Source organism: Thiocapsa marina 5811 (assembly GCF_000223985.1).
GTDB lineage: Bacteria > Pseudomonadota > Gammaproteobacteria > Chromatiales > Chromatiaceae > Thiocapsa > Thiocapsa marina.
Genome location: NZ_AFWV01000011.1, coordinates 107,491 through 133,692 on the forward strand (window position 1 = coordinate 107,491; position 26,202 = coordinate 133,692).

The following is a 26,202-nucleotide window of genomic DNA, read 5'->3' on the forward strand; positions in this document are numbered from 1 at the left end:
GATCCGACATTCGGCCTCGCGGGGGAAACGCCGGCGCCGGGCTGCCGCCGCCGCGGAGCCAATAGGTTAGAATCGAGCGCCGAGCCGCGCGATCCGGAAAGACCGACGCGCCCCCCAATTTCGGACGGACGACCAAGCACCGAATGACCGACGCCACACACGCACATCACACTGACCGCCACTTGGTTCTGCTCCATGGATGGGGGATGAACAGCGCAGTCTGGGACGGTCCGGCCGGCGATCTCCCGCCCGGCATCATCCCCTGCCCCGTCGACCTGCCCGGTCACGGCAATCGACCCTTCTCGCCGCGACTCGGAGACCTCTGGTCCTGGGCCGAGGCATGTCTGGAGGCCGCCCCGGAGCGCGCGACCTGGCTCGGCTGGTCGCTCGGCGCACTGGTCGCCTTGGCGGCTGCGGTGCGAGCGCCCAAGCGGGTCGAAGGCTTGATCCTCATGACCGGGACCCCGCGTTTCGTGCGTGCCGCAGACTGGACGCCGGCGATGCTGCCCGAGACGCTCGAGCAGTTCCATGCCGGTCTGCTCGCCGATCCCGCCGAGACACTCGCGCGCTTTCTCGCACTCCAGGTGCGCGGCAGCGACGACGCACGCGAGACCCTGCGGAGCCTGCGACGACGCATCGCCGAGCGGCCGCAGCCGAACACGGATGCGCTCTCGGTCGGCCTGGACATCCTTCGGGACGAAGACATGCGCGGCCGGCTTCCGGACATCCACTGTCCGGCGCTTTGGATCTTCGGCACCCATGACGCCCTCGTGCCGTCGGCCGTCGCCGAGCGTGTCGAGATCCTGATGCCCGGCGCGCGCACCGCCGTCGTTCAGGGTGCCGCCCACGCGCCCCATCTTTCGCACCCGGATCGCACCGGCGAGATCATTCGGAGCTTCCTGACCCACATCGAAGATCCCGATGTCGGCGCGAGCGCGGCTCGCCCCACGCCATGAATCCCCTCGACCACAGGATCGACAAAGGTCGGGCCCGACGCAATTTCGAGCAGGCCGCCGAGCGCTACGACAGTGTCGCCGTGCTCCAACGCGAGATCGCCGACCGACTGCTGGAACGCCTGGACTACGTGCGCCTCGAGCCCGAGCGCGTGCTCGACCTCGGGGCCGGCACCGGCTATGCCGTCGATGCCCTGCACCGCCGTTATCGCAAGGCGCGGGTTATCGCGCTGGACTTCGCACACGCGATGCTGTTGCACGCGCGCCGACGCGGTCGTTGGCTCAGGCGTCCGCTCTGTCTCTGCGCGGATGCCGAATCGCTCCCGCTTGCCGACGGTGCGGTCGATCTCATCGTCTCCAACGCCACCTTTCAATGGTGCAACGGCCTGGATCGGACCTTCGCCGAGTGTCTGCGTGTCCTGCGTCCGGGCGGACTCCTGATGTTCACTACCTTCGGACCCGACACGCTGAAGGAGCTGCGCCACGCCTGGGCACGGGTCGACGGCGCTTCCCACGTGAGCCCCTTCCTCGACATGCACGACGTCGGCGACGCCCTGGTGCGCGCCCGCTTCGCAGACCCGGTCATGGACACCGAGCGGATGACCCTGACCTACCCGGCCGTTCGCGAGTTGATGCAGGACCTCAAGATCCTGGGCGCCGGCAACGCAACCGCCGCTCGCCCGCGTGGTCTCACGGGACGTACCCGGCTTGCGGCCTTGGACGCGGCCTACGAGAGCCACCGCAGCAACGGTCGACTGCCGGCCAGCTACGAGGTCGTCTACGGCCACGCCTGGGTGCCCGAGCAGAAACCCGCGCAGGGCGGAATCGCCGTCCCCGTAAGCGCCATCGGACGCCGCAGCCGCGAGATCTCGCCCGCGAATCGCGCCGTGGAGAGCGGGGACTGACCCCACCTAAACCGCGTCCAGAGCGAGATGCTAACTTTCAAGTGAGTTCGACGTTTGGTGCATCCACGTCCGTTAACGTGGACGCGGTTTAGAATAATTTATTCTCTAATGTCTTAAACCGCTCCGGTACCGGCGGTCGTCACGTCCGCCGCAGCCGATCCATTCAAAAACATCGCATACCGCGCCGGGCGCGGCTCAAGGGAGGATTTGCATCGCAATGCACGGACTCTTCGTGACAGGAACGGATACCGGCTGCGGCAAGACCGAGATCAGTCTCGGACTGATGGCGGCGATGCAGGCGTCGGGGCCAAGCGTCCTCGGGATGAAGCCGGTTGCCTCCGGTTGCGCACACGGCCCCGACGGGTTGCGCAACGACGATGCGATGCGCTTGCGCGCACAGGGCAGTACCGAGGCGCCTTACGGCTTGGTCAATCCTTACGCCTTCGCGCCCCCCGTCGCACCGCACATCGCGGCCGGAGAGGCCGGCGTCGAGATCCGTCTTCCGGCCATCGAGCAGGCGTATCGCACGCTCGCCGGGGAGGCCGACCGGGTGATCGTCGAAGGTGTCGGCGGCTGGCGTGTGCCCTTAGGCCCGAAGCTTTTCGTCAGCGACATCCCCAAGGCGCTCGGCCTGCCGGTGATCCTGGTGGTCGGCCTAAAGCTCGGATGCATCAACCACGCCCTGCTGACGGTGGAGAGTATCCAGTGCACGGGGGGCGTCCTGGTCGGCTGGGTCGCCAATCAGCTCGACCCGACGATGCTCTCTCGCGACGCCAACCTCGCCACCCTCGCCGCCCTCGTCGATGCGCCTTGTCTCGGCGTCCTGCCCTGGCTGGAGGCGCCGACCCCGAGCGAGCTGGCCGGATACCTCCACCCCGAGCTGATCGATCTGCAGCCGCGGCATACCGCCAAGCTCGCCACGGCCCAAACGCGGACAGAGACCCGGCCGGGGGCGGGAACGCGGACGATAAAGCGACGCGCATAGCCGGGCGTTGTCGGCTATTCTTTGGCCTCGACGCCTCGCATCCCCCTCACCTTGATCGGATCCGGAATGATCGCCTTCTCGATACCACCTCAAAGCCGCACTCGGCCCCCGTCGACGCCCCTGGGTCTAGTCAGGCTCGGGCTCACCTTCAGGCTCGCCCTCGTGCTCGCCGCCGTCCTGGCCGCACCGACGGCGCTCGCGGATCCGGTGGCGCAAGTCCGGGCCCTTCCGCAAGCAAGCCTGCTCCTTCAAGAGAACGGCCGTGATCTGATCGCGACCCGTGCCGATACACCGCGCATCCCGGCCTCGACCATGAAGGTGCTGACCGCCTTCGCCGCGCTCGAGACCTGGGGACGCAACCACCGCTTCGAGACCGACTTCTACACCGACGACGCCGGCTGGCTCTGGGTCAAAGGTTATGCCGACCCCTATCTGGTCTCCGAGGAGCTCGACAAGGTGGTGAGCGCGCTCTCGGCCAAGGGCCTGCGCCGGATCACCGGCATCGGTCTGGACGACAGCTTCTTTAGCCCGGACGTCGAGATCGCAGGACGCTCCTCGACCGACAATCCCTACGACGCGCCGGTCACCGCCTTGGCAGCCAACTTCAACACCCTGAACCTGATTCGCACCGGCGACAGCATCAAGAGCGCCGAGCCGCAGACTCCGCTGACCGACTCGGCCCGGCGCTTCGGCATGGCCGGCGCCGCCGGCAAGCAGCGCGTGAATCTGCGCGAGCGCGACAAGGCGCTGCGCTACTTCGGCGAGCTGCTCGCCGCCAAGCTCGAAGGCGCCGGCATCCAGGCCGGCGAACAACAACGTATCGCGCCCATGCCGCGCAACGCCAAGCGCATCTACCGCCACGCCAACAGCCGCACCCTCGCCGAGATGGTGTCGCCGATGCTTAAGTATTCCAACAACTTCATCGCCAATGCGCTCTTCTTGCGGCTGGCCGATCCGAAGGGCACCGGGCAGGTCACCATGGGCGGCGCGAAACGCGCCATGACCGACTTCTCGCGCAAGCGCTTCGGGTGGCGTGATTTCACCATCGACGACGGCGCCGGTCTCTCGCGCGCCAATCGGCTCAGCGCCCGCCAACTCGTGGAGCTGCTCGACGCCTTCGTGCCCTATCGGGATCTGATGCCCCAGCAGGACGGAAACCCCGCCGTGCGCGCCAAGACGGGAACCTTGCGCGGCGTCAGCACCTATGCCGGCTATGTCCGCCGCGGCGGGAGCTGGGAACCCTTCGCCCTGATGATCAACGAGCCGGTCGACGGCGCCATCAGACAGCGCGTCGCGAGCAGCTTGGCGCGGTGACTGTCCGACCGGACCCAGTGTACCGCGTCGGCCATCGGGAGCTTGCCGTGAAGAGTTCGACAGCTGCGACCCTGCCCCGGCGCAAAACCGGCTTGATCGCAACCTCGGCGTTCATCGCACTGCTCGCGACGGGTTGCGCAATCTCGCCGAATACCGACCGCGAGTCGGGCCTACCGACCACGATCGCTGGCGCCCCGGTCCTCGGCACCGCCTCCGGCTTCCCGTCGCTCGCGCCCCTGATGCGGCGTGTGACCCCCGCGGTGGTGAACATCTCGGTGAAGTCCGAGGTTCCGATGGAGGACCATCCCTTCCTGCGCGATCCGGAGTTCCGCGCTTTTCTCGATCGCTTCGGTCTACCCGCGCCAGAGGAGGGCGAGATCGAGCAGCGCCAGAGCGTGGGCTCGGGGATCATCGTCGATGCGGCACGCGGCTATGTGATGACGAACGATCATCTGTTGCGCAATGCGACCGAGATCCGGGTCACCCTCAAGGACAGGCGCAGCTTTCGCGCACGACGACTGGGTTCGGACGGCGCCTCCGACATCGCCATCCTCGAGATTCCGCCGGTGGACGTGCGCCCGCTCAAGCTCGGCGACTCCGATCGGCTCGAGGTCGGGGACTTCGTCATCGCCATCGGCAATCCGTTCGGCTTGGGCCAGACCGTCACCTCCGGCATCGTCAGCGCGGTCGGACGCAGCGGGATCGCCGGCAACCGTCTCGGCGAGCTGATCCAGACCGACGCCTCCATCAATCCCGGCAACTCGGGCGGCCCGTTGATCAACCTCGCGGGCGAGGTCGTCGGTATCAACACCGCCCTTATCGGGCCGAACGGCGGCAACGTCGGGATCGGGTTCGCGGTGCCGAGCAACCGCGCCCGGGTCGCCTTGGATCACGTGATGCGCGGGCGATGACCCTGCGGCTTTGCGGTCGGCCGCCCGGTGCATGTTCAAGGCGCCGCCTCGGGATAAGGACAGGACATGTCCGCTAAAACCGGTGCACCTTGACATCGTGCAAGCAGCCGAGCGTCTGGCTCCCGCGGGCTCAGTCGCCGCCCTCGCCGTAATAGTTGCCGATATAGTTCTCGAACTTGGTGTATTTGCCGAGAAAGGTCAGGCGGGTGGTCCCGATGGGTCCGTTGCGCTGCTTGGCGATGATGATCTCGGCGACACCCTTGTCCTTCGTATCCTCGTGATAGACCTCGTCGCGATAGATGAAGACGATGAGGTCTGCATCCTGCTCGATCGCGCCCGATTCCCTCAGATCCGACATCACGGGCCGCTTGTTCGGACGTTGCTCGAGACTGCGGTTGAGCTGCGACAGTGCGATGACCGGGACGTTGAGCTCCTTGGCGAGTGCCTTGAGCGAGCGGGAGATCGCGGAGATCTCGGTCGCCCGATTCTCGCCGACACCCGGGGCCTGCATGAGCTGGATGTAGTCCAGCACGATGAGACCCAGGTCGTCTTGATCGCGCTTGAGACGGCGTGCGCGTGCACGGACCTCGGTCGGCGAGAGGGCCGGCGTGTCGTCGATGAACATGGATGCGCCGGCCAGGATGTTGACCGCCGAGGTCAGGCGCGGCCACTCGTCGTCCTCCAGCCGCCCGGTTCGGACGCGGTGCTGATCGATACGCCCGAGCGAAGACATCATGCGCATCGCCAGCGCGTCGCCCGGCATCTCCATACTGAAGACGGCCACCGGGCGCTTGGATTGAATAGCGACATGCTCGGCCATGTTCATGGCGAACGAGGTCTTGCCCATCGAGGGCCGTCCCGCGACGATGATGAGATCCGCCGGCTGCAGCCCCGACGTCATCATGTCGAAGTCGGTGAAACCGGTCGCAAGGCCCGTGATGGGCTCGTCGCGCTGATAGAGTGCATCGATACGCTCGACCGCGCGCCCGAGCAGGGTCTTGATCGGCTGGAAGCCGCCTCCCCCGCGCGCCTCCTGCTCGGCGATCTCGAAGACGCGTCGCTCGGCCGCATCGAGCAGCTCCGAGGCGTCGCGGCCCATCGGGTTGTAGCCGCTGTCGGCGATGTCCGTCCCGGCGGCGATCATCTGGCGCAGCACCGAGGTTTGCCGGACGATCTTGGCATAGGCCTTGATATTGGCCGCGCTGGGTGTCTCGTTGGCGATGGTGCCGAGATAGGGGAGCCCGCCCGCGCCTTCGAGCTGCTCGGTGCGCTCGAGGGTCTCGGCGAGGGTCACCAGATCGAAAGGTTGGTCCTCCGCAGCCAGTTTGGCGATGGCGCGAAAGATGAGGCGGTGCTCGCGTCGATACAGGTCACGCTCGGTAACCATGTCGGCGATGCGGTCCCAGGTGCTGTTGTCCAGCATGAGACCACCAAGCAGGGATTGCTCGGCATGAATGTTGTGCGGCGGGACGCGGAGCTCATCGAAGTCCGCACCGGGAGGGCCTTGGGAATCCGAGTCGAACATCGATCACCTCGGCCGAATGACTCACGCGAAGTCGCGTTTCTTGTCAGAGCCTTGGCCAGAGCTGTGGCCAGAGCTTCGAGTCGATTCGTTTGACGTGCCCGGCGGTCCGGGCGCGGCTCGTCTTCGATCCGGCGGACGCACGCCGCCGGATCGAGAAGGTCTAGCGTCTCAGTCCTCGGGGACGACGTCCACCGTGATGGTGGCATCGACCTCCGGATGCAGGTGCAGGGTCACCTCGTATTCGCCCGCGGCGCGAAAAGGCCCACCGGCGAGCTTGATCTCGCCCTTCGACAAGGCGAAGCCCGCGGCGGTCACCGCCTCGGCAATGTCGCCGGTGCCGACCGAGCCGAACAACCGCCCCTGCTCGCCGGCACGGCGCGCGATGGTGACACTCATCCCTTCGAAGTGATCGCGACGAGCACGCGCCTCGGCAAGTTGCTCCGCTGCGGCCTGCTCGAGCTCCGCGCGTCGGGACTCGAACGCTTCGAGATTGGCATCGGTTGCCGATACGGCGAACCCGGAGGGAATCAAATAATTCCGGCCATAGCCCGGACGGACACTGACCTTGTCGCCGAGCGCTCCGAGGCGACCGACATTCTTCAGCAGGATGACTTCCACGTGTGTATTCCTCTCAAAAGTTCTTCGAGATCCGGGCATTACACCCTTGATCCTCGGTTGATCCGCCGGGCCGGGCGCATCATGCGCCGGAGCCGTATTCATCCGGTCACGATCTTTCGACCAAAAGGTTTTGATCAATCCGCTCGGGTCAGGCGCCCGGTCCGCTCTGGCCCGGAGGCGGCGCCGATGGGGCGACTCGTGACCGGATGTCGGCCCAGATGTCGACCAAACCGATACAGGCGATCAGGAGCAGTGCCTGCGGCATGAAAAACACCACCAGGACATAGAGCCCGACCAACCACGCCTGCCGTGCTTGCTTGAGCGCACGGACCTGATGAGCGACCGCGAGACCCTGAAACACCAGCAGGACCCCCGGCACCAACAATAGATTGGCTGCGAGGCTCGCGCCCTCGCCGAAGGGGAGAAGCGCCAACAGCAACGCCACGAGGACCCCGAACGCTCGCCCCAGCCTTAGGTCCCGGAATTCCTCGCCGAACCCGCCGGGGTTGTAGAGCTGTGCCTGCCACCAGCGAGCGATGAAGAGCCCGAACAGCAGCTGTGCAACCAAGGCCGCGGCGAATGCCCCTGTCATCCAACCGGCGAGCTCGGCGAATAGGGCAGCGCTCGACGGATCGTCCAGCACGCCGTCCTTCACCAGGACATCCCGGAACGGCTCGAGGATCTGGAGCCAGGTTGCGCTCGGGTCACCCGTCGTGGCGTACACCACCAGGACCAGCAGCACGCCCAACGCCCCTGCCGCCTGAATCGTCAACGCCAGAGAGCGGCTGTATCGCAGCATGAGCGCCAGGGCCAGGATCGGCATCCAGAGCATCAGCAAGACGCCGAGCGCAGCCAAAGGCGACCCCAAAGCCACCCAGGCGATGATTCCCATCCCGAGGGTTGCCGCCGCACTCACGAGCAAGCCGTAGACCGGCCCGTTGCGCAGGGCGACCAGACCGATCGAGCCGGCGCTGAGCAAACCCAACGGCGGAACCAAGATCGACAACAAGGCCGTCGCGGCGGCGACCAGCGCCGCCTGCGACGGGCCGCGCATCACGAAGGCCGCAAGCGCCTTCATGCCGCGGATCAGTGACCGTCGGTGTACGGAAGCAACGCCAGATAACGGGCGCGCTTGACCGCTTGGGCGAGCTGTCGCTGATACTTCGCCGAGGTTCCGGTGATCCGGCTCGGGACGATCTTGCCGGACTCGCTCACGTAGGCCTTCAACAGGTTGAGATCCTTGTAATCGATCTCGGTGATGCCTTCGGCGGTGAAGCGGCAGTAGCGCTTACGACGGAAAAAACGTGAATTGCTGGATTCCATGGATGGCGTCTCGTCTTATTCGCTCGAGGATGTGCTGTCGGCGTCGCTGCTGCTGCGAGGGGAATCATCCCGCCGGCTGCTGCCCTCGGGTGCATCCGAGCGCTCGCGCTCTTCACCCGTCTTGACCAGAGGGGAGGGTTCCGTCACGGCATCGTCGCGGCGAACGATGAGGTTACGCAGGACCGCGTCGTTGAAGCGGAAAGCGCTCTCGAGCTCGTCGATCGCCTCTTGGTCGCACTCGACGTTCATAAGGACGTAGTGCGCCTTGTGCACCTTGTTGATCGGGTATGCCAACGGCCGACGCCCCCAATCCTCCATGCGGTGGACGATGCCGCCACGCTTTTGCAGATTCGTCTGGTAGCGCTCGATCATACTCGCCACCTGCTCGCTCTGGCTCGGATGAACCATGAAGACTACTTCGTAATGTCGCATTGAAGCTCCTTTCGGATTGACAGCCTCCCGTCGTGGCAAGATGGCCGAAACGGTGAGACAAGGAGTTCCCCGGAGCCCGGGGAATCGCGCATTATACGGAGTCCGGCCGTTAGGTCAAAGGTTTGCGGACGCGGGCCCGGCGCCGCAGCGCACGCCGTGCTCACGCGGGGGCACCGAGCTCGGCTTCGATGAGACCTTTCAGGTTACGGGTCACGCGCTCGGCACCGTCCTGAGCGGCCACGCGAATCAGTTTTTCGAAGGGACGAAGCGCCAAATTGAGCTTCGCGAGCTCGAAGATGAATGTGAGATGCGTATGCTCGCCCAAGGGGTCGAACCGATACTCGATGACGTAGGGGTCTGTCGTTCCCTTGAAGGACACGCGGCGGCCCGGCTCGAGCGCGACTACACGGAATCGACTGTCGGTGCGGCGCCCTTGATCGACACGAATCTGTCGGCCGATCCACCCGACCCGGATCGGACCTTCGGTCACGGCCTGAAGACTCTGCACCTCGGGCGACCAGCGCGGATAGTTGCGGAGAAAGTCCTCGGCCACGAAGCTGTAGACCTGCGCGGGCGGAAGACGAATCAGCGTCTGTACTTGGGTTTTGACCATGTGTAGTACCGTCCCCCGGTGCGCGCTGTATAACGATGCAAGCAGGACCGAACACGGATCTTCGCAGAGAATGGGGTCTTTCGGAACCTGTCCAAACCCGAAATTCGTCGAGGCCCCGAGCTTGAATCCGACTTCAACCGACAGGAACCGCGCGCTCGACGGCATTCGCGGTCTTGCGATCCTCTGGGTCTTCGCCTTTCACGCGAACGCCCTCTTGATCGGAGCATCCGCCGACGCAACGGCCGGCTGGGGCACATCACTGGCCGAGAAGGGCATGCTCGGTGTTCAGCTCTTCTTTGTCTTGAGCGGCTTTCTGCTTGCACGCCCCTGGATGAGGGCCGCCGCGATCGGCGCACCCTACCCGTCCATCGGACGTTTCTTCACGCGCCGGGCTCGACGGATCTTCCCGACCTACTGGCTCCATCTTGCCCTCTTGATCGGGTTGATCCTTCCGATCCTGCACGGCAGCTTTGCCGTCCTGGGATCCGAGATCGGGCGGACAAGCCTCTGGCTGCACATCCCTTTGCTGCATTTTCTGCACCCGGGAAGCTCCAGCTCGCTCGGGCTGAACATGGCCCTATGGAGTCTGAGCATCGAGGCCCAGTTTTACTTACTCCTGCCGCTGCTGGCCCCGTTGTTCGTCCGAAACCGGGTCCTGATCGCACTCCCTGCAGCCGTGCTGATCGCACTGGCGTGGAAGACCTACGCGCCCGGCCTCCTGATGGAGTGGGTCTACCTGAATGTCTCCCCGTCCGGATTGGTCTTCTTCGACCCGGTGTCGGGACACGCCGGCCCCTTTCCGCCGCAGATGATGCACTTCTTTCTGGAGCGCCAGCTGCCGGGCGAGATCATCGCCTTTGCACTCGGGATGGCGGCGGCCAACCTCTATTCGCGACTGCGCCGGGGCGAACCATCCCCGCAACCGCTGAGCGCGATCGACATGGCCGCATTCGCCTTCCTGGTGCTGGCGACGCCGGCCCTGATCCACCTCTCGTTCGGCGAGATCTTGACGGGCGTCGGATGGCGACTCTTGGGAATGCCGCTCTTCCTCGTTGGCTGCACCCTGCTCGTCCTCGCCGCCGCGCTTCGAACCCCGTTGATCGACGGGATCTTCGCAGGCCCGATTCTGGTGCCGATCGGCATCGTCAGCTACAGCCTCTTCCTGTGGCACGAGCCCATACTGCGGCTCGTCGCGACGGGCCGGCTGCTGCCTGACGCATGCGACGGCGCACCCTGCCGAATCGCACTCGCACTTGGGCTCGCCCTGCTCGTCGCAGCGGCTTCGTACGTCCTGACCGAGCGACGCAGGTCGCCACGCGTGTAGGGTATTCCGTCATCCGTTGCGGCATTCTTCTTTCGCAATCCTAAACCGCGCCAGCTCCGAGGTTCTTGGATTCAGCCCCAAGCCGACCCGACCCGAAACAACGAAAATCAAACTCTGCGCGGTTTAGTCCGCAAGCAACAAGCGCTTGGCCTCGTTGATCTTGGCGGCCAGATAGTCCGACCCGCCGCGATCGGGATGCAGGCGTTGCATGAGCCGCCGATGGGCCGCGCGGATCGCATCGGCATCGGCGCCCGGCTCCAAGCCGAGGATCGCCCATGCCTCGGTCTTGGTCAGACGCTCGCCGTGCGGCGGTGCGCGACCCGCACGGCCGCTTCCCTCGTCGCTTGCGCGCCAGTCGGTCTCGCGCTCGCGATCGAGATAGGCTTCCAGCACCGCGGCCGACTGCGCATCGGCGTCCCGATAGAACTCGAGGATGCGGATGAGCTCGTCGAGCGTGAGATCAGAGAGCCGGCGATCCTTGAAAGGGCCGTCGAGCACCGTGCCGTCCATCGCGCCCGTGGCGTGATCGAGTGTCATCTCGAGGTACTTCGTCCGAATGCTCGAGGCCTGAGCGCCGCTGCCGGCACCGGCTCCGCCCGGTCCTGCCAAGCCTCCCAGACCGAGACCGCGCAGCATCTGCTGGATGGCGGGGAAGAGCCGCACGACGGCGGCCGCGCGCAGCAACAGCGGGATCGCCGCGCCGATAGCGGCAAAGATGGGGTTCATCCGTCCGGTCGCCGCGGCAAGGACCAACACGCCGACGACACCCCAGAGCGCGCCCTTGCGCAGAACCCGGCTGACCCGGTGCGCCGGGGTGACGCGAAACCAGTGAAGAAACCACAGCACTGCACCCAGAATTCCGAGCAGGATCAGCAAACGCGCCATGCGAACCTCAGGTCCTTTTCGTCGTCATTTGGTGGGTCAGCTGAAGGACGGCCCCGCCGTGGGTTTCGCCGTAGTGCGTCAGCGCGGCGCGACCACCGGCGGCATAGACGGCCACCGCGGCAAGCAAATCGTGAAGCATCCGCGGGCTGCTCGCGTCGAAGGGGCACCAAGCGCCGCCGCTCAAGCGAGCGATCTCGCGAAAGCTGCGCTCGGTTGCCGGGTCGCGGCCTTCCTGGAACACGAATGCCGGCACGCCCGAGAGTCCGAGCCGTCCGGCCAGGTCGGCGAGACGATCGCGACTCTCCTCCATACAGTCGCCGACGAACACCAGGGCATCGACACGCCCCTTCTCGGCCTCGTCCAGGGCATGTTTCAGGACACGACCGATCTGGGTCAGACCGGCCTCGCAGAAGACCCTGTTCATGCGTTTGAGCAACGCCTCCGAGTCCTGAAGCCAAGGCGATGCCGAGAATTCCCGGAAGCCGCGATAGTAGCAGAGCTGAACCTCGAGTCCGCCCAGGTCGCGCGTCTCGATGAACATGCCGGATTGGATCTGCGCCGCCCGATCCCAGGTCGGCTCGCGGCTCGCCGTGGCGTCCATCGCGAAGATGAGTCGCCCGCGTGCGCCGGGCGGACCGACGCGCGGTGTCGCGGCGACCTGGCGCAGGAAGTCACTGACATCGGTGGCATTGGCGGGTGATTCGAGATCGGTTCGTTTCGAGGTCATCTCAGATCGTTTCCGTCGTCATGGTCGCGGCGACGCCCTCTCGCGCGCCGCGGATTCCGAGCCTTCGACCGGCGCACGTGGCAAGCATTCCCGCGTGGGCGGCGGTCCGCGCTCCTGCTTCCTGCCTCCTGCCGCGAATTTCCGTCAATGCCATCGCTGCGCGTTGCTCGATATGGGAGAAATGCCGGCATCGTCGGCCCCGATCAAGCGCTCGGAGGTCAGACCGGGGCCTCGACGGGCGCGACTTGCGCCGCATCGGCTCGGTCCGGCGCGTCATCGGACTGCGGCACGGTCTCGAAAAAAGCCCTCACGTCGTCGATCGAGCGCGTGCGGGCCATCGCAGGCAGGCTCTCCAGGAAACGATGGCCGTAGGATCGGCCCAGAAGACGCGGGTCGCAAACCACCAGGACCCCGCGATCCTCGCCGTCGCGGATCAGACGCCCGGCGCCCTGCTTCAGCGCGATGACGGCCTGCGGGAGCTGATGGTCGTTGAAGGGATTGCCGCCGCGGCGACGCACCGCGTCGATGCGCGCGGCCAGGACCGGATCGCCGGGAGAGGCAAAGGGCAGGCGGTCGATCAGCACGCAGGAGAGCGCCTCGCCCCGCACGTCGACGCCTTCCCAGAAGCTTGATGTCCCCAACAGGACGGCGTTGCCGAGTGCACGGAAACGCTCGACCAAATCGGCGCGCGGTGCCGTACCCTGGACCAGGATCGGATAAGGGATCCGGCCCTCCAGGCCCTCGGCCGTCTCGCGCAGTGCGCGATAGCTCGTGAACAGCAGAAAGGCGCGCCCGCGGCTGTAACCGATCACCTCGCAGGCCAGCTCGAGGAGATGGCTGTTGTACGCCGGATCGGACGGCTGCGGCAGGCCGCGCGGGACGAACCAGAGCGCTTGGCTCGCATAGTCGAAAGGACTGTCCCAGCGCTCGGTTTGCGCCTCTTCGATCCCGAGCTGGCGCGCGAAATGATCGAAGCGCTCGCCCACGGCGAGCGTCGCCGAGGTGAAGACCCAAGCGGTTTGGGGTCTCCCCATCTGGGCGCGGAAGGGCTCGGCCACCTCGAGCGGTGTCTCGTGCAGCCGAAACCCGCGCCCCTGGGTCTCGAACCAGCGCACGGCCTCGGGCGACTCGACGCAGGTCAGGCGCTGCAGGGCGTCACCGAGATCCTCGGCCCGTCCCAGGCAGGCGTCCAGACCCTTGCCGCGACCCTCGACGGCCTTCAGACCCTCGGTGACGGATGTCAGACGCCGCACCAGGGTTTCCAGCGCCTTCAACACCTCGGGCGCGCCGGCGAGCTCGCTCCAGGGTCCGCGGCGATCGATCTCGCCGAGGCCGAGGCGCATGTCCTGAACCGCTCGACGCAGCGCCCCGAGACGCTTCGGCAGCTCGGGCATGTCCCCGGCCTCGCGACGATATTCGAGCTCGCTGTCTCGAACCAGATCAAGCAGTTGCCGAGCGCTGACGCGGACACCGAAGAAGCTCGTCGCCGTCTCGGGCAGCTGATGCGCCTCGTCGAGCACGAAGCAGTCCGCACCCGGCAGGATCTCGCCGAAACCCTCGTCCTTGAGCGCCAGGTCGGCGCAAAAAAGATGGTGATTCACGACCACCAGATCCGCGGCTTGGGCCTCGCGGCGCGCGGCGACGAGGTGGCAACCTTGCCAGTCCGGGCAGTCCTGGCCGAGACAGTTGTCGCTCGTCGAGGTGACGATCGGCCAGACCCGGGCGTCCTCGGGGATCGACAGCTCGGCGATATCGCCGCGTGTGGTCGACTTCGACCAGTCCTGAACCTGCTTGAGACCGCCGCGCGACTCGGGATCCAGGTGTGTGATGTCGTCGATGGCGAGCTTCAGGCGATGGCGACAGAGATAATTGGCGCGCCCTTTCAGCAGAGCGGCCCGCACCGGCACGCCGAGCGCCGCCGCCACGAGGGGCAGATCGCGGTGAAAGAGCTGATCTTGGAGGTTACGCGTGCCGGTCGAGATCAGCACCTTGCGCCCGGAGAGGATGGCCGGGACCAGGTAGGCAAAGGTCTTGCCGGTACCCGTGCCTGCCTCGCAGATGAGTGTCCCGCCCTCCTCCATGAGGGCGGCGATGCGTTCGGCCATCGCCTGTTGTTGTGCCCGGTGGGCAAAGCCCGGAAGCCGCTCGGAGAGCCGACCATCGGGGCCGAAGATGTCGCCGAGATCGGCCATGACGGGGGCGTGGGCGCCCTGAGCGAGCCGACCCGGGCTCGCTCAGTTCCCGCTCGCGCGCTGCTCCGCCGCAGTCGCGCCGGCGATGTCCCCGGAGCGACGCTTGGACTCCGCGATCACGCGCCAGTTGTCCTGCTTGATCAGCGGCGTATCGCCCGCGAGGTCGTTCGAGCGCGAGGCGAGATTGCCGGCCTGACCGGCTTGTCCTTGCTCCAGACGCACCCGAGCGAGACGGTTCCAGAGGTAGGCCTCGCGCGGGGCGATCCGTAAGGAACGCTCGAGCGACGCCGCCGCACCCGCATAATCACCCGCCTGACGCTGCTGCTCGGCTTGGCGGGCCAAGGCGTCCGCTGCCGGCGGCAGACCCGGCGCAGCCAGCGCCGGTGCCGGCGGGACCGCGGCGACCTGAACCGGGGGAGCGGGAGGCACGGCGGGAGGCACGGCAGCCGGTACCGGAGCAGACGGCGTCGGGGGTGGAGTCGCCTCGGGCCGCGCGGGGGCGGGCGGGGTCGGCGGCGCCTTGACCTCGGGTTTGGACGGCGCCTGCGCGACCTTCGTCGCAGGCGCTGCGGACGCGGGAGGCTTCGTCGCGGCTGGTGTACGGGCCGCGCCACCCGCACTCGCCTGCGTCGGCGAGGGCTTCACAGCCGGCGCCGACGTCGTCGGGGCCACTGTTTGAGCAGATCCTGCGGCATCCGCGGCGGTCGCCGGCTGCGGATTCGGCGGCGGATCTTGCGGGGCATCCGGCTCGGCGGCCGGATCCCGATAGGCAAAGACCCTGGTCTGCTGTTTCTTCGGCGCTGCGGGCTTCTCCGGCTCGGGCGCCGCCGCGGGCTTCGGCGCCTCGGCAACGGATCCGCGCGGGGTCACCTGGACCACCGGCGCCGCCTCCTCGCGTTGAGTCGTCGCGCATGCGCTCAGCACAAGCCCTGCGATCAAGATCGTCGGCACTCTGGTCATCAGTTGTAAAAATCGCTCATAAAAAGGTTCTTGCTGGACGACGCCTTGGGCGCCGCCTTGGGTTCGATGGCGGGTTTCGGATCCGCCGCCGGCTCCGGCTCGGCCTGCGCGATATCCTGCTCGCCCCCGCTCTCGCCGCCCGTTTTTTTCTTTCCGCCGCCAGCCCCGCCGCTCGGGGTCGTTCCTGCTACATAAGGGGCCTCGCCGCGACCGGCGAGCACCACACCGTCCGGCGGGACATCCGACAACGGCTCGTTGGGGATCGCCAGCATGAAATCGCCCCACACCCGCAAGGCGCCTGTGCCTCCGGCGAGGCCCATCGGCTGATAATCGTCCCTGCCGACCCAGACCACGGCAACCTTGTCGCCGCTGAACCCGGCAAACCAGCTGTCGCGCATGTCGTCCGTGGTGCCGGTCTTGCCGGCCATCGTCATGTCCTTGGGCAGCTTCGCGCCGAGCCAGCGTGCGGTGCCGTGCGTGACCACGCGCTGCATCGCCCAGGTCGTCAGATAGGCCGCCCGAGGATCGACAACGGCCTCGACGGCCAGCGGGTAGCGGTTGAGCGGTCGTCCGTTGGGATCCATGACCTCGCGAATGGCGCGCAGCGGCGCCCGGTATCCGCCTGCGGCAATTGTCTGATAGATCTGCGCGACCTCCAAAGGCGACAACGACACCGCACCGAGCAACATCGCCGGCACCTTGCTGATCCGCCGTTGCGCACCGAGCCGATAGAGCGTCTCCGTCACTTCGGTAATGCCGAGACTCAGTCCGAGATTGACGGTCGCCAGATTGAGCGAGCTGCTGAGCGCACGATGCAGCGGCACCGCCCCGTTGACCCGGTGGTCGTAGTTCTTGGGCGCCCAGATCTTGTCGCCCACCCGCATACTGACCGGCGTGTCTTGGATGCTGGTGGTCAAGGAATAGCGCTCTGGCTTGGACAGGGCAGCCAGATAAACCGCCGGTTTGACCAGCGAGCCGATCGAGCGCACCGAGTCGAGTGCTCGATTGAACCCGGCGTAGCCGGCCTCGCGGCCGCCGGCGAGCGCAAGAACCTCGCCCTGGGCGACGGATGTGACCACTGCCGCGGCTTCGAGCGCGCCGGCCTTCATGCGCCGGGTCTTCTCCAACTCCGCAAGACGCGCGGGAAGCGCCTTTTCGACCTCGGCCTGGACGGAAGGGTCGAGCGTCGTGAAGATGTTGAGCCCCTCCGACCTCAGATCCTCCTCGCGATAGTCACGTTGCAATTGGCGCCGCACCAACGAGATGAAATCCGGATAGGCGCCGACCACCCGCCCGCCACCCTCGGCGATCCCGAGCGGAGCGGCCTTCGCGGCCTGCGCATCCGCGTCGCTGATCACCCCGTCGCGGGCCATGAGGTCCAGGACCAGATCGCGTCGCTTCTGCGCAGCCTGCGGATGACGACGCGGATCCAAGCTCGAAGGTGCCTGGACCATTCCGACCAGGAGGGCGGTCTCGGGAACCCCGAGCTCTTCGAGTGGCTTGCCGAAGAAAAAGTCGCTCGCCAGACCGAAGCCGTGGATGGCGCGGCTGCCGTCCTGTCCCAGGTAGATCTCGTTTGCATAGGCCTCGAGGATCTCGTCCTTGCTGTAACGACGCTCGAGCAGGAGCGCCATCAGGGCCTCGTTGAATTTGCGCTCGAACGTCCGATCCGCGCTGAGGTAGAAGTTCTTGACCAGCTGCTGCGTCAGGGTGCTCGCACCCTCGACCACGCCGCCGGCGCGCAGGTTACTGAACGCGGCACGCGCGATCCCTCGGGGGTCCACGCCGAGATGCCGATAGAAGCTGCGATCCTCCACCGCGATGAGGGTACCGACGAGCAGATCCGGGATCTCCTTGCGACGCACCAGGACCCTGTCTTCGTTGTGCGTCGGGTAGATACTGGCGATCAACATCGGATCGAGCCGCACCAATGCGGGGGCGGGACCGCCGGACACGTCCGCGAGCTGCGCCACGCGCCCGTCGGCGAGGTCGACCTGCAGTGTCCCACCGGGCTCTTCGCCATCCCAGAACCGGAAGGAGCGCGTGCGGATGAGAAAGCGGTCGCCGTCTCGACTGTAGCTCCCGGGTGCGGAAGGTGCCGCCGCGCGCCGGTAATTCAGACGATCCAGCTCGGCTTGGAGCTGATCGGCGAGCAGAGGCCGATCCGCGTAGAGCTCGAGCGGGCGCGCATAGACACGCGCAGGAAGCGCCCAGCGTTGCCCCTCGAACTTTCCGCGGACGATACGATCGAGATGGATACTGTAGAGGGTCCCGGCAAGGCCGACCCCGACAGCGATCAACAGAGCCCAGCGGAGCAGAAATCCGCCGAACCCGCGGCGCTTGCGCGCAGGTGCGGAACCTGGACGTCGGGCCACCTCAGCGCCTCCGCTCGGGGCGGGAGCCGAGCACGGAGGCGGCACATGGCCACGGGTCGCTCAACAACGAAAACGGTACGAAACGCGAGCCGGAGAACATCGAATGGCCGGTCCTTTTCTGGAAGTTTCAGGTGCTTATGGTCCCACTTGCCGCAGAAGGATACAACCTGCACAGAGAAGTGGACGAGCGCGCAGGCCCTGCTGTAAGCGGTTCGAGCCAAGGGCAACGAGGCGCGGGGCAGACGCTCAGGTCTTGATGCCGACCCCGCGACGAAGGAGATACAAGCTGAACGCGCCCAACACGAGGATGAAGATCGCAATGATCCCGAAAGCGATCCCCACGGGGATGTCGCTGACCCCTTGTAGCCCGTAGCGGAAGGCGTTGACCATGTAGAGAACCGGATTGGCGAGCGACACGCCCTGCCAAAAGCCCGGCAACAGCTCGATCGAATAGAACACCCCGCCTAGATAGGTCAGGGGCGTCAACACGAAGGTGGGCACGATCGAGATGTCGTCGAAGCTGTTGGCATAGATGGCGTTGATGAAGCCGCCGAGCGCAAAGAGAACCGCGGTCATGGTGATCACCAGCAAGGTGACGGCGACGCTGTGGATGCGGATCTCGGTGAAGATCATGGCAACCAGCATAACGGCCAGCCCCACCACCAGACCACGGGCCACACCGCCGGCGACGTAGCCCGCCAGGATGACCCAGTCGGGTGCCGGGGAGACCAGCAGCTCCTCGATATAGCGCGAGAACTTGCTGCTGTAGAAGGACGACACGACATTGGAGTAGGCGTTGGTGATGACGCCCATCAAGACCAAACCCGGCACGATGAAGTCGAGATAATCCAGACCGCCCATGGTGCCGATGCGATCGCCGATCAGACGTCCGAAGATCACGAAATAGAGCGTGGTCGTGATGACCGACGGCAGAATCGTCTGAACCCAGATCCGGGTAAACCGCAGGATCTCCTTGACGAAGATCGTCTGGAAGCTGATCCAGTGACGATACCCGCCGACTCCTTGCCTGCTCACGCAATCACCTCGCGCGCGTCGTCGGGCGCGGTCGCCGGATCCGCGCTCGACCAGCCGGCGCCGGCACGGCGATCGACCATCTCGAGGAAGAGTCGCTCCAGGCGATTCTGTTTGTTGCGCAGGCTGATGACCTCGATCCCGTTGCGCGACAAGGCCTCGAAGAGACCGCTGATGGTGTGCCGACGGCTCATCTCGACCTCCAAGGTGCAGTCGTCGAGATGTTGGAGCACGAAACCGCCGAGCTCGGGCAGCTCGGAGAGCCGACCCTTGAGATTCAACACGAAGGTCTCGGTGTTGAGACGGTCGAGCAAGGTCAACATGCTGGTTCGCTCGGCGATCTCGCCGTGGTTGATGATGGCGATGTTGCGGCAGAGACTCTCCGCTTCTTCGAGATAGTGGGTCGTGAGGATGATGGTCGTCCCGCGCGCGTTGAGCTCGCGCAGGAAGGTCCACATCGAGCGACGTATCTCGATATCGACGCCCGCGGTCGGCTCGTCGAGGATCAGCAGCCGCGGCTCGTGCACCAATGCCCGTGCAATCATCAAGCGGCGCTTCAGACCGCCCGAGAGCTTGCGCATCTCGGTGTCGCGACGGTCCCACAGATCGAGCTGCTTGAGATAGCGTTCGGCGCGCACCTTCGCCTCGCGTCGCGGGATACCGTAGTAGCCGGCCTGATTGAGCACCACCTCCACCACCGGCAGGAAGAGATTGAAGTTGAACTCCTGCGGCACGAGGCCGATGAATGACTTGACCAGCTCGGGCGTGCGATCCTGATCCTCTCCGAAGACCTTCACCGTGCCGCCGGTCTTGTTCACCAACGAGGCGAGGATTCCGATAAAGGTGGACTTGCCTGCCCCGTTCGGTCCCAACAGCGCGAAGAAATCCCCCTCGTCGACGGTCAGGTCGATCCCCTTCAAGGCCTGGAAACCGCCTTTGTAGGTCTTGGTCAGCTGCTTTACGTCGAGTGCGGACATCGTGGTGTAGGCTAGGGCCTTCGTTTTCGGAACGTGGGTGGGAGGCGCAGATTGTAACCAGGTTCCCGGATTTCAACCTGAACGGCGAGGACGCAGACCCGAGTGGATTCCCCCGAGATCGCTTTGATCCTGTTCGGCCTCGCGCTGCTCGCGGGCTTCGTCGATGCCATCGCCGGCGGCGGCGGACTCATCACCATCCCGGCCCTGCTTTGGGCCGGTCTGAGTCCGGTCGAAAGCCTGGCGACCAACAAGGCGCAGGCGGTCTTCGGCAGCGGCAGCGCGACGATCCACTTCATGCGCAAGGGCATGATCGAGCCGCGCGGCGCCGCCTTCACGGTCGCCTGCACATTCGTCGGCGCCGCGCTGGGCGCGATCCTGGTCCAGCAGATCGACAGCGCTGCGCTGCAGCGCCTGATCCCGATACTGCTGGTCGGGTTCGCACTCTACTTTCTCTTCTCGCCGCGGGTCTCGGATCTGGACTCGCACCAGCGGCTGTCCACACCGGCCTTCGCCATGACGGTCGGCGTCGGAGTCGGCTTCTACGACGGCTTCTTCGGCCCGGGCACGGGGACCTTCTTCGCGATGGGCTATGTCGCGCTGCTCGGCTACAACATGCGCCGCGCAACCGCCCACACCAAGCTGCTCAATTTCACGAGCAACCTAACGGCGCTGACTTTTTTCATGATCGGCGGACACGTCGTCTGGATCGTCGCCGCCTCGATGGCCCTCGGCCAGCTTCTCGGGGCTTGGTTGGGATCGCATCTGGTGCTCAAGCACGGAGCAGTGCTGGTGCGTCCGATCTTGGTCGTGTCCTCGGTCCTGATCTCGCTCAAGATCCTCTTGGATCAGTTCAACGGGGCCTGACCCATTGCGCGGGCGGCGGCCTGTCGAGCGAGCGCCGCGCGCGAGAGCCAGAACAAGGCCGGATCGTCCTCGGGCGCGAGCTCGCCGTCGCGCATGATCAGCAAGCCGTCGGACACCGTCCAGGTCGCGACGCCGTCGCCGGTCTCTTCCATCTGCTCCGAGGTCCGCGGACCATCGGCCCGAACGACACGCCCCTCCACCCAATCGCGCATCAAGGGATGGTAGATGCGGCGATACGATACCTTGACCGCGCGCAGCTCGTCGCCAACCAGAAACAGGGTCACGGAGGATGCAGGCACCCCGTTGAAGGCGCCGATCTCCGCGGCACAGAGACGGTCGCCGAAGGGATTCGCCCCGTCGGCACATTGAAACTCGAGCTTCGGGAAGGTCTCGCGGATCTGGGCCTCGGTCAGGACGCCGGTGAAGGCATCCAAGGCCGCGTTCAGCTCCGGCTTCCCGAGGAGGAACATCAGGGCGAGATCGGTGCGCCGCTGACCGTCTTCGGTAAAGGCCAGCCAATAAAAAGGGCCGAAGACAAGCGCCAGCATGAGGAGCGTCTTGTAGAGCCGGGGAAGCTTGAGATCATTTCGCATGGCGGCATTCTAACGGGAAGCGCGGATCGAGACCCAAGAACCTTCGCTCGACTGCCGACACTCGCTTCAAACCCCGGCGCGTATCCCTGCCGCGACCGCCCGGCACCGCACCGCCCACAGGCGGCTCCCGAGGACTCGAGATAACCCTCGCAAAGGCACTTTCAACGGAGGACCCGATGCTGTTCAAACAACTGTTCGAGCCGATTTCCAGCACCTACACCTATCTACTCGGCTGCGAAGAGACGGGAGATGCGATCCTGATCGACCCCGTGCTGCCCACCTGGCAGCGGGACCTGACCGAGATCTCCAAGCTCGGATTGAAGCTGGTCTACACGCTCGATACGCACGTCCACGCGGATCACATTACCTCCGCACGCACGCTCAAACGCGAGGCGGGCAGCCGGATCGCACATCCCGCAATCGACGCTCTCGCCTGCGTCGATGTGCCGATCGAGGAAGGGACACCGCTCGCGGTCGGCCGTCTGCGTATCGACCCGCTGTTCACGCCCGGCCACACCGACGGCCATCACGCTTACCGGATCGGAGAGCGGGTGCTCACGGGCGATGCACTGCTGATCGACGCCTGCGGTCGAACCGATTTCCAAAGCGGCGACCCGACCGCCTTGTATCATAGCGTGGCCGGCAAGCTCTTCTCGCTGCCCGAAGAGACACTGGTCTACCCCGGCCACGACTACGAAGGACGCTGGGTCTCGAGCATCGCGCAGGAGAAGACACGCAACCCGCGCCTCGGCGGCAACCGCTCGCTCGAGTCCTTCGTCGAGCTGATGAACGGGCTGAATCTCGCCTATCCGAAGTTCATCGACTATGCCGTGCCCGGCAACCGGGAATGCGGCGTCTGTCCGCCCGGAGTACCGGACAACCTCAGCCAATATTGCGACCAGATCGGGGAGAGCCGGCAGGGCTGAGGAGCCCTCGGCGTGTCCATTCAGGCGGCGGCGCTCCATTCGCGCCGCCGCCCGGCGCTTGCCCCCGCACCCGCCCCCCACGGCTTTGCGGTCGCGCGGGACCGGATCAACCACAAGCCGGAGCACGCGGCCACACACCGGACCCATGGCATCGATTCGGCCTCGATCACCGCACCCGCAGCTCTGGTAGACTCCGGGGAAGATAAATCGTCGCTTTTCGACATCGGACATGACCACGGAATCCTTGAAAGACACCATCAAGCGCGAGCTGCCGACCTGGCTGCGCGAGGATCCTGCGTTCCGGACCTATGTCCTCGAATTGACACGGGACGAGTACGCCGACCGAAGAGAGACCGGGGATCGATTTTACGAGCTGCTTGGCGAGCTACGTCGCGACCGCGAGAAGCAGGAGCGGAAGTGGGAAGCGAACCAGGCCGAGCTTGAGCGCATGCGCGAGGAGCAAGCGCAAAAATGGGAGCAGCAGAACCGCCGTTGGGACGAGAACCAAGCCGAGTGGCGACGTCTTTGGGACGAGAACCGAGCCGAGCAGAGTCGTCTTTGGGAAGAAAGCCGGGCGGACAGCAACCGCCGCTGGGACGCGAACCAAGAAGAGTTGAAGCGGCTGCACAACGAAATCATGGCGCAGGCACAGAAATTCGATCGCGGCATCGGTGCGCTCGGCTCGCGTTGGGGGCTTCAATCCGAGAAGGCGTTCCGCGATGCGCTGGCCGCCATCCTGGAGCAGAGCTTCGACGTGCAGGTCGTCAATGTCACCGACTACGACGACTCGGGCGAGGTCTTCGGCCGTCCGGACCAGATCGAGCTGGATGTCATCATCAAGAACGGGCTGCTGCTGATCTGCGAGCTGAAGTCCTCGATCGACAAGGCCGGCATGTACATCTTCGAGCGCAAGGCGCGTTTCTACGAGCGGCGCCACGAGCGCAAGGCCGATCGCCTGATCGTGATCTCGCCGATGATCGACGCCCGAGCCCGCAAGGTCGGCGAGCGGCTGGGGATCGAGATGTATGGGGACTCGTCCGAGGTCGAGGCCGTCTGAACCGCGTCTCCCCTCAGCGTCTTGCAGGCCATGGATAAACCAGACCAGAGTGCGCACACCCCGGTGATGCAGCAGTACCTCCGCCTCAAGGCGGAGTACCCGGACATGCTGCTCTTTTATCGGATGGGCGATTTCTACGAGCTGTTCTTCGAGGACGCCGAGCGGGCCGCCCGGCTGCTCGACATCACGCTGACCAAGCGGGGCCAATCGGCGGGCCGACCGATCCCGATGGCGGGCGTACCCTACCACGCCGCCGAGGCCTATCTGGCGCGCCTGGTCCGCAAGGGTGTCTCTGTCGCGATCTGCGAGCAGGTCGGCGACCCGGCCAAGAGTAAGGGGCCGGTCGAGCGCAAGGTGGTGCGCTTGGTCACGCCCGGGACCCTGACCGACGAGGCCTTGCTCGACGATCGGCGCGAGAACCTGCTGGCGGCGATCGCCGAGGGGCGCGACGGCTACGGCCTGGCCTTTTCGGAGCTCTCGAGCGGGCGATTCTCGGTCCTGGAGGTCGCCACCCGCGAAGCGCTGGCGAGCGAGCTGGAGCGCTTGAAACCGGCCGAGCTACTCGTCGGCGAGGACAGCCGGCTCCCCGAGGCGCTGCGCATCGACCGCGGCGTCACCCGCCGCCCGAGCTGGCACTTCGAGCGCGACACCGGCGAGCGTCTGCTCTGCGATCAATTTGGTACCCGCGATCTGAACGGCTTCGGCTGCGCGGGGCTGGATCTCGCCATCGGCGCTGCGGGTTGTCTGCTGCAGTATGTCCGCGACACCCAGTTCGCCGCCCTGCCCCATCTGCGCGGGCTCACCACCGAGCAGCGCGACGATGCCCTGATCCTGGACGCCGCGACCCGGCGCAACCTCGAGATCACCGAGAGTCTCGGCGGGCGGCCCGAGCACACGCTGGCCGGCGTGCTCGACTGCACCGCAACCGCGATGGGCAGCCGTTTGCTGCGACGCTGGCTCGGACGGCCTTTGCGCTCGCGATCGGATGTGCAGTCGCGTCATGCCGCGATCGGCACCCTGATCGACACGGGCGTCCACACCGACTTGCAGACGGTCCTCGCCGGGATCGGGGATCTCGAGCGCATCCTCTCGCGTATCGCACTGCGCTCGGCACGTCCGCGGGATCTCGCCGCGCTGCGCGATGCACTGGCCGTGCTGCCGGATCTGCGTGCACCGCTCGACGGCTGCGACGACCCCTTGCTCATGACTCTCGCCGAAGCGGCCGGGACACATCCCGATGTCCTCGACCTGCTGCGACGCGCGATCATCCCCCAACCGCCCATGCTGATCCGCGACGGCGGCGTCATTGCATCCGGTCTCGATGCGGAGCTCGATCGCCTGCGCGAGCTCTCGAGCAACGCGGACCGTTTTCTACTCGATCTGGAGACCCGCGAGCGCGAGCGTACCGGCATCCCCGGGCTGAAGGTCGGCTACAACCGGGTCCACGGCTATTTCATCGAGCTTGGTCGCAGTCAGGCCGATCAGGTCCCGGAGGACTACATCCGCCGCCAGACGCTCAAGGGCGCCGAGCGCTATGTCACGCCGGAGCTTAAACGCTTCGAGGACGAGGTGCTCAGCAGTCGCGAGCGGGCGTTGGCCCGCGAGAAGGCACTCTACGAGGATCTGCTCGGCACCCTCGCCGAGTCGATCGCTCCGTTGCAGACGAGCGCCGAGGCGATCGCGACCCTGGACGTGCTGGCCAACCTGGCCGAGCGCGCGCGGGCCTTGGACTGGTCTCGACCGCATCTCACGGACGAGGCCATCATCGAGATCGAAGACGGGCGCCATCCCGTGGTGGAGACGGTGCTGGACGCCCCCTTTATCGCCAACGGTCTGCGTCTGGATCGCCGCCGCCGGATGCTGGTCATCACCGGACCCAACATGGGCGGCAAATCGACCTACATGCGCCAGAACGCACTGATCGTACTGCTCGCCTACAGCGGGAGCTACGTCCCGGCGCGCATCGCGACCATCGGCCCGATCGATCGCATCTTCTCGCGGATCGGCGCCTCCGACGATCTCGCCGGCGGGCGTTCGACCTTCATGGTGGAGATGGAAGAGACGGCCAACATCCTCAACAACGCGACCGCGCGGAGTCTGGTCTTGATGGACGAGGTCGGACGCGGCACGAGCACCTTCGACGGGCTCTCGCTCGCCTGGTCCTGCGCGGTGGAGCTGGCCACACGCATCGGCGCCTACGGTCTCTTTGCGACCCACTACTTCGAGCTGACGACCTTGCCGGAAGAATATCCGGGCATCGCCAACGTCCACCTCGACGCGGTCGAGCATGGCGAGCGCATCGTCTTCATGCACGCCTTACGAGAGGGTCCGGCCAATCAGAGCTACGGTTTGGCGGTGGCCGCGCTCGCGGGCGTCCCGGCCAAGGTCATCGCCAGGGCACGCGAGCGGCTCCGCGAGTTGGAAGCGGGCGCGCGGCGGCACGCGGAACGGGATGCCGTTCAACTCTCGCTGTTTCCGCCGGATCCCGAGCCCGCTGCGCCGCATCCGCTTGTGGAGACGCTGGCCGCCATCGAGCCGGATACCTTGACGCCCCGCGAGGCATTGGAGTTGGTCTATCGCCTGAAGGATCTGACGGCCGATCGAGTGTCCACTCCCTGAGAATCTGCCCGCGGTGATGTCGGTCGCGGCGCGGTTTGGTCGAAACGGCGGGATTGCCGGGGTGCGTAAGCCCGCCCCGGCCTCCCGGTCGG

The 26,202-nt window shown here is 66.0% G+C and carries 24 protein-coding genes; 10 read left to right on the forward strand and 14 right to left on the reverse strand.

Features of this window, described 5'->3' with window-relative positions; genetic code table 11:
• Positions 1-143: 143 nt before the first annotated feature.
• The 5 genes from bioH (at position 144) to THIMADRAFT_RS16590 (ending at position 5,068) form a co-directional block, all read left to right on the forward strand.
• Entirely contained in the window at positions 144-956 is an 813-nt protein-coding gene (gene bioH, locus THIMADRAFT_RS16570) for a pimeloyl-ACP methyl ester esterase BioH (RefSeq protein ID WP_050799599.1), read from the forward strand.
• Complete coding sequence (gene bioC / locus THIMADRAFT_RS16575) at positions 953-1,858, forward strand: malonyl-ACP O-methyltransferase BioC (protein ID WP_007194228.1); 906 nt, start codon at positions 953-955, stop codon at positions 1,856-1,858. Before bioH ends, bioC begins: the two co-directional genes overlap by 4 nt.
• Before the next feature lie 217 nt (positions 1,859-2,075).
• Positions 2,076-2,843 (forward strand): dethiobiotin synthase, encoded by a 768-nt coding sequence (gene bioD, locus THIMADRAFT_RS16580; protein ID WP_007194229.1) that lies wholly within the window; start codon positions 2,076-2,078, stop codon positions 2,841-2,843.
• Between the two features lie 66 nt (positions 2,844-2,909).
• On the forward strand, positions 2,910-4,157 hold the full coding sequence (locus THIMADRAFT_RS16585) for a D-alanyl-D-alanine carboxypeptidase/D-alanyl-D-alanine-endopeptidase (RefSeq protein WP_007194230.1): 1,248 nt from the start codon (positions 2,910-2,912) through the stop codon (positions 4,155-4,157).
• A gap of 47 nt (positions 4,158-4,204) precedes the next feature.
• Positions 4,205-5,068, forward strand: a complete 864-nt coding sequence (locus tag THIMADRAFT_RS16590; protein WP_007194231.1) for a trypsin-like peptidase domain-containing protein — start codon at positions 4,205-4,207, stop codon at positions 5,066-5,068.
• A gap of 130 nt (positions 5,069-5,198) precedes the next feature.
• Here the strand turns inward: THIMADRAFT_RS16590 and dnaB are convergent, their stop codons facing one another.
• The 6 genes from dnaB to THIMADRAFT_RS16620 form a co-directional block, all read right to left on the reverse strand.
• On the reverse strand, positions 5,199-6,593 hold the full coding sequence (dnaB, locus tag THIMADRAFT_RS16595; protein ID WP_007194232.1) for a replicative DNA helicase: 1,395 nt from the start codon (positions 6,591-6,593) through the stop codon (positions 5,199-5,201).
• Between the two features lie 168 nt (positions 6,594-6,761).
• Positions 6,762-7,211: a 50S ribosomal protein L9 gene (gene rplI, locus THIMADRAFT_RS16600; RefSeq protein ID WP_007194233.1), complete on the reverse strand. Its 450-nt coding sequence runs from the start codon at positions 7,209-7,211 to the stop codon at positions 6,762-6,764.
• Between the two features lie 148 nt (positions 7,212-7,359).
• Complete coding sequence (locus THIMADRAFT_RS16605; RefSeq protein ID WP_007194234.1) at positions 7,360-8,289, reverse strand: DUF2232 domain-containing protein; 930 nt, start codon at positions 8,287-8,289, stop codon at positions 7,360-7,362.
• A gap of 8 nt (positions 8,290-8,297) precedes the next feature.
• Positions 8,298-8,534 carry a 30S ribosomal protein S18 gene (gene rpsR, locus THIMADRAFT_RS16610; RefSeq protein ID WP_007194235.1) on the reverse strand — a complete coding sequence of 79 codons (237 nt, stop codon included), beginning with the start codon at positions 8,532-8,534 and terminating at the stop codon, positions 8,298-8,300.
• A 15-nt stretch (positions 8,535-8,549) separates the two neighbouring features.
• A complete protein-coding gene (gene rpsF, locus THIMADRAFT_RS16615) occupies positions 8,550-8,966 on the reverse strand; it encodes a 30S ribosomal protein S6 (protein ID WP_007194236.1) in 417 nt (138 codons plus the stop codon).
• Positions 8,967-9,126: 160 nt separating this feature from the next.
• Positions 9,127-9,579: an SRPBCC family protein gene (locus THIMADRAFT_RS16620; protein WP_007194237.1), complete on the reverse strand. Its 453-nt coding sequence runs from the start codon at positions 9,577-9,579 to the stop codon at positions 9,127-9,129.
• A gap of 121 nt (positions 9,580-9,700) precedes the next feature.
• Here THIMADRAFT_RS16620 and THIMADRAFT_RS16625 point away from each other — a divergent pair, with 121 nt between their 5' ends.
• The gene (locus THIMADRAFT_RS16625) at positions 9,701-10,903 is read left to right on the forward strand and encodes an acyltransferase family protein (protein WP_158308393.1); all 1,203 of its coding nucleotides are present in this window, start codon (positions 9,701-9,703) and stop codon (positions 10,901-10,903) included.
• 123 nt (positions 10,904-11,026) lie between these two features.
• Here the strand turns inward: THIMADRAFT_RS16625 and THIMADRAFT_RS16630 are convergent, their stop codons facing one another.
• The 7 genes from THIMADRAFT_RS16630 to THIMADRAFT_RS16660 all read right to left on the reverse strand — a co-directional run bounded on the left by THIMADRAFT_RS16630 (position 11,027) and on the right by THIMADRAFT_RS16660 (position 20,051).
• Positions 11,027-11,788 carry a DnaJ domain-containing protein gene (locus THIMADRAFT_RS16630; RefSeq protein ID WP_007194239.1) on the reverse strand — a complete coding sequence of 254 codons (762 nt, stop codon included), beginning with the start codon at positions 11,786-11,788 and terminating at the stop codon, positions 11,027-11,029.
• 7 nt (positions 11,789-11,795) lie between these two features.
• Positions 11,796-12,515, reverse strand: coding sequence for a vWA domain-containing protein (locus tag THIMADRAFT_RS16635; RefSeq protein ID WP_007194240.1), 720 nt, complete (start codon positions 12,513-12,515; stop codon positions 11,796-11,798).
• A gap of 218 nt (positions 12,516-12,733) precedes the next feature.
• On the reverse strand, positions 12,734-14,707 hold the full coding sequence (locus THIMADRAFT_RS16640; protein WP_007194241.1) for an ATP-dependent DNA helicase: 1,974 nt from the start codon (positions 14,705-14,707) through the stop codon (positions 12,734-12,736).
• Positions 14,708-14,749: 42 nt separating this feature from the next.
• On the reverse strand, positions 14,750-15,667 hold the full coding sequence (locus tag THIMADRAFT_RS16645; protein ID WP_007194242.1) for a tetratricopeptide repeat protein: 918 nt from the start codon (positions 15,665-15,667) through the stop codon (positions 14,750-14,752).
• The gene (gene mrcB, locus THIMADRAFT_RS16650) at positions 15,667-18,042 is read right to left on the reverse strand and encodes a penicillin-binding protein 1B (RefSeq protein ID WP_007194243.1); all 2,376 of its coding nucleotides are present in this window, start codon (positions 18,040-18,042) and stop codon (positions 15,667-15,669) included. Before mrcB ends, THIMADRAFT_RS16645 begins: the two co-directional genes overlap by 1 nt.
• Positions 18,043-18,288: 246 nt before the next feature.
• Positions 18,289-19,077 carry an ABC transporter permease gene (locus tag THIMADRAFT_RS16655; RefSeq protein WP_007194244.1) on the reverse strand — a complete coding sequence of 263 codons (789 nt, stop codon included), beginning with the start codon at positions 19,075-19,077 and terminating at the stop codon, positions 18,289-18,291.
• Positions 19,074-20,051, reverse strand: a complete 978-nt coding sequence (locus tag THIMADRAFT_RS16660) for an ABC transporter ATP-binding protein (RefSeq protein WP_007194245.1) — start codon at positions 20,049-20,051, stop codon at positions 19,074-19,076. The genes THIMADRAFT_RS16655 and THIMADRAFT_RS16660 overlap by 4 nt, the downstream gene beginning before the upstream one ends.
• Before the next feature lie 102 nt (positions 20,052-20,153).
• On the opposite strand from THIMADRAFT_RS16660, the gene THIMADRAFT_RS16665 reads away from it, so the two are divergent.
• Entirely contained in the window at positions 20,154-20,915 is a 762-nt protein-coding gene (locus THIMADRAFT_RS16665) for a TSUP family transporter (protein ID WP_007194246.1), read from the forward strand.
• Here THIMADRAFT_RS16665 and THIMADRAFT_RS16670 read toward each other — a convergent pair.
• On the reverse strand, positions 20,897-21,508 hold the full coding sequence (locus THIMADRAFT_RS16670) for a hypothetical protein (RefSeq protein ID WP_007194247.1): 612 nt from the start codon (positions 21,506-21,508) through the stop codon (positions 20,897-20,899). The two genes, THIMADRAFT_RS16665 and THIMADRAFT_RS16670, sit on opposite strands and share 19 nt — an antisense overlap.
• A gap of 176 nt (positions 21,509-21,684) precedes the next feature.
• On the opposite strand from THIMADRAFT_RS16670, the gene THIMADRAFT_RS16675 reads away from it, so the two are divergent.
• From THIMADRAFT_RS16675 to mutS, 3 genes are all read left to right on the forward strand, one after another.
• Entirely contained in the window at positions 21,685-22,434 is a 750-nt protein-coding gene (locus THIMADRAFT_RS16675) for an MBL fold metallo-hydrolase (protein WP_007194248.1), read from the forward strand.
• Between the two features lie 229 nt (positions 22,435-22,663).
• Positions 22,664-23,491 carry a PD-(D/E)XK nuclease family protein gene (locus tag THIMADRAFT_RS16680; protein WP_007194249.1) on the forward strand — a complete coding sequence of 276 codons (828 nt, stop codon included), beginning with the start codon at positions 22,664-22,666 and terminating at the stop codon, positions 23,489-23,491.
• A 30-nt stretch (positions 23,492-23,521) separates the two neighbouring features.
• On the forward strand, positions 23,522-26,110 hold the full coding sequence (mutS, locus tag THIMADRAFT_RS16685) for a DNA mismatch repair protein MutS (RefSeq protein WP_007194250.1): 2,589 nt from the start codon (positions 23,522-23,524) through the stop codon (positions 26,108-26,110).
• Positions 26,111-26,202 lie beyond the last annotated feature (92 nt).

What these genes read in the sequence shown, in the direction of transcription:
- mutS (WP_007194250.1), top strand. Translation starts at nt 23,522, where the DNA reads ATGGATAAACCAGACCAGAGTGCGCACACCCCGGTGATGCAGCAGTAC.
- THIMADRAFT_RS16680 (WP_007194249.1), top strand. Translation starts at nt 22,664, where the DNA reads ATGACCACGGAATCCTTGAAAGACACCATCAAGCGCGAGCTGCCGACC.
- dnaB (WP_007194232.1), bottom strand. Translation starts at nt 6,593, where the DNA reads ATGTTCGACTCGGATTCCCAAGGCCCTCCCGGTGCGGACTTCGATGAG.
- bioC (WP_007194228.1), top strand. Translation starts at nt 953, where the DNA reads ATGAATCCCCTCGACCACAGGATCGACAAAGGTCGGGCCCGACGCAAT.
- rpsF (WP_007194236.1), bottom strand. Translation starts at nt 8,966, where the DNA reads ATGCGACATTACGAAGTAGTCTTCATGGTTCATCCGAGCCAGAGCGAG.
- THIMADRAFT_RS16635 (WP_007194240.1), bottom strand. Translation starts at nt 12,515, where the DNA reads ATGACCTCGAAACGAACCGATCTCGAATCACCCGCCAATGCCACCGAT.
- THIMADRAFT_RS16670 (WP_007194247.1), bottom strand. Translation starts at nt 21,508, where the DNA reads ATGCGAAATGATCTCAAGCTTCCCCGGCTCTACAAGACGCTCCTCATG.
- rpsR (WP_007194235.1), bottom strand. Translation starts at nt 8,534, where the DNA reads ATGGAATCCAGCAATTCACGTTTTTTCCGTCGTAAGCGCTACTGCCGC.
- bioH (WP_050799599.1), top strand. Translation starts at nt 144, where the DNA reads ATGACCGACGCCACACACGCACATCACACTGACCGCCACTTGGTTCTG.
- THIMADRAFT_RS16640 (WP_007194241.1), bottom strand. Translation starts at nt 14,707, where the DNA reads ATGGCCGATCTCGGCGACATCTTCGGCCCCGATGGTCGGCTCTCCGAG.
- THIMADRAFT_RS16620 (WP_007194237.1), bottom strand. Translation starts at nt 9,579, where the DNA reads ATGGTCAAAACCCAAGTACAGACGCTGATTCGTCTTCCGCCCGCGCAG.
- THIMADRAFT_RS16660 (WP_007194245.1), bottom strand. Translation starts at nt 20,051, where the DNA reads ATGTCCGCACTCGACGTAAAGCAGCTGACCAAGACCTACAAAGGCGGT.
- bioD (WP_007194229.1), top strand. Translation starts at nt 2,076, where the DNA reads ATGCACGGACTCTTCGTGACAGGAACGGATACCGGCTGCGGCAAGACC.
- THIMADRAFT_RS16585 (WP_007194230.1), top strand. Translation starts at nt 2,910, where the DNA reads ATGATCGCCTTCTCGATACCACCTCAAAGCCGCACTCGGCCCCCGTCG.
- THIMADRAFT_RS16645 (WP_007194242.1), bottom strand. Translation starts at nt 15,667, where the DNA reads ATGACCAGAGTGCCGACGATCTTGATCGCAGGGCTTGTGCTGAGCGCA.
- THIMADRAFT_RS16630 (WP_007194239.1), bottom strand. Translation starts at nt 11,788, where the DNA reads ATGGCGCGTTTGCTGATCCTGCTCGGAATTCTGGGTGCAGTGCTGTGG.
- THIMADRAFT_RS16675 (WP_007194248.1), top strand. Translation starts at nt 21,685, where the DNA reads ATGCTGTTCAAACAACTGTTCGAGCCGATTTCCAGCACCTACACCTAT.
- THIMADRAFT_RS16605 (WP_007194234.1), bottom strand. Translation starts at nt 8,289, where the DNA reads ATGAAGGCGCTTGCGGCCTTCGTGATGCGCGGCCCGTCGCAGGCGGCG.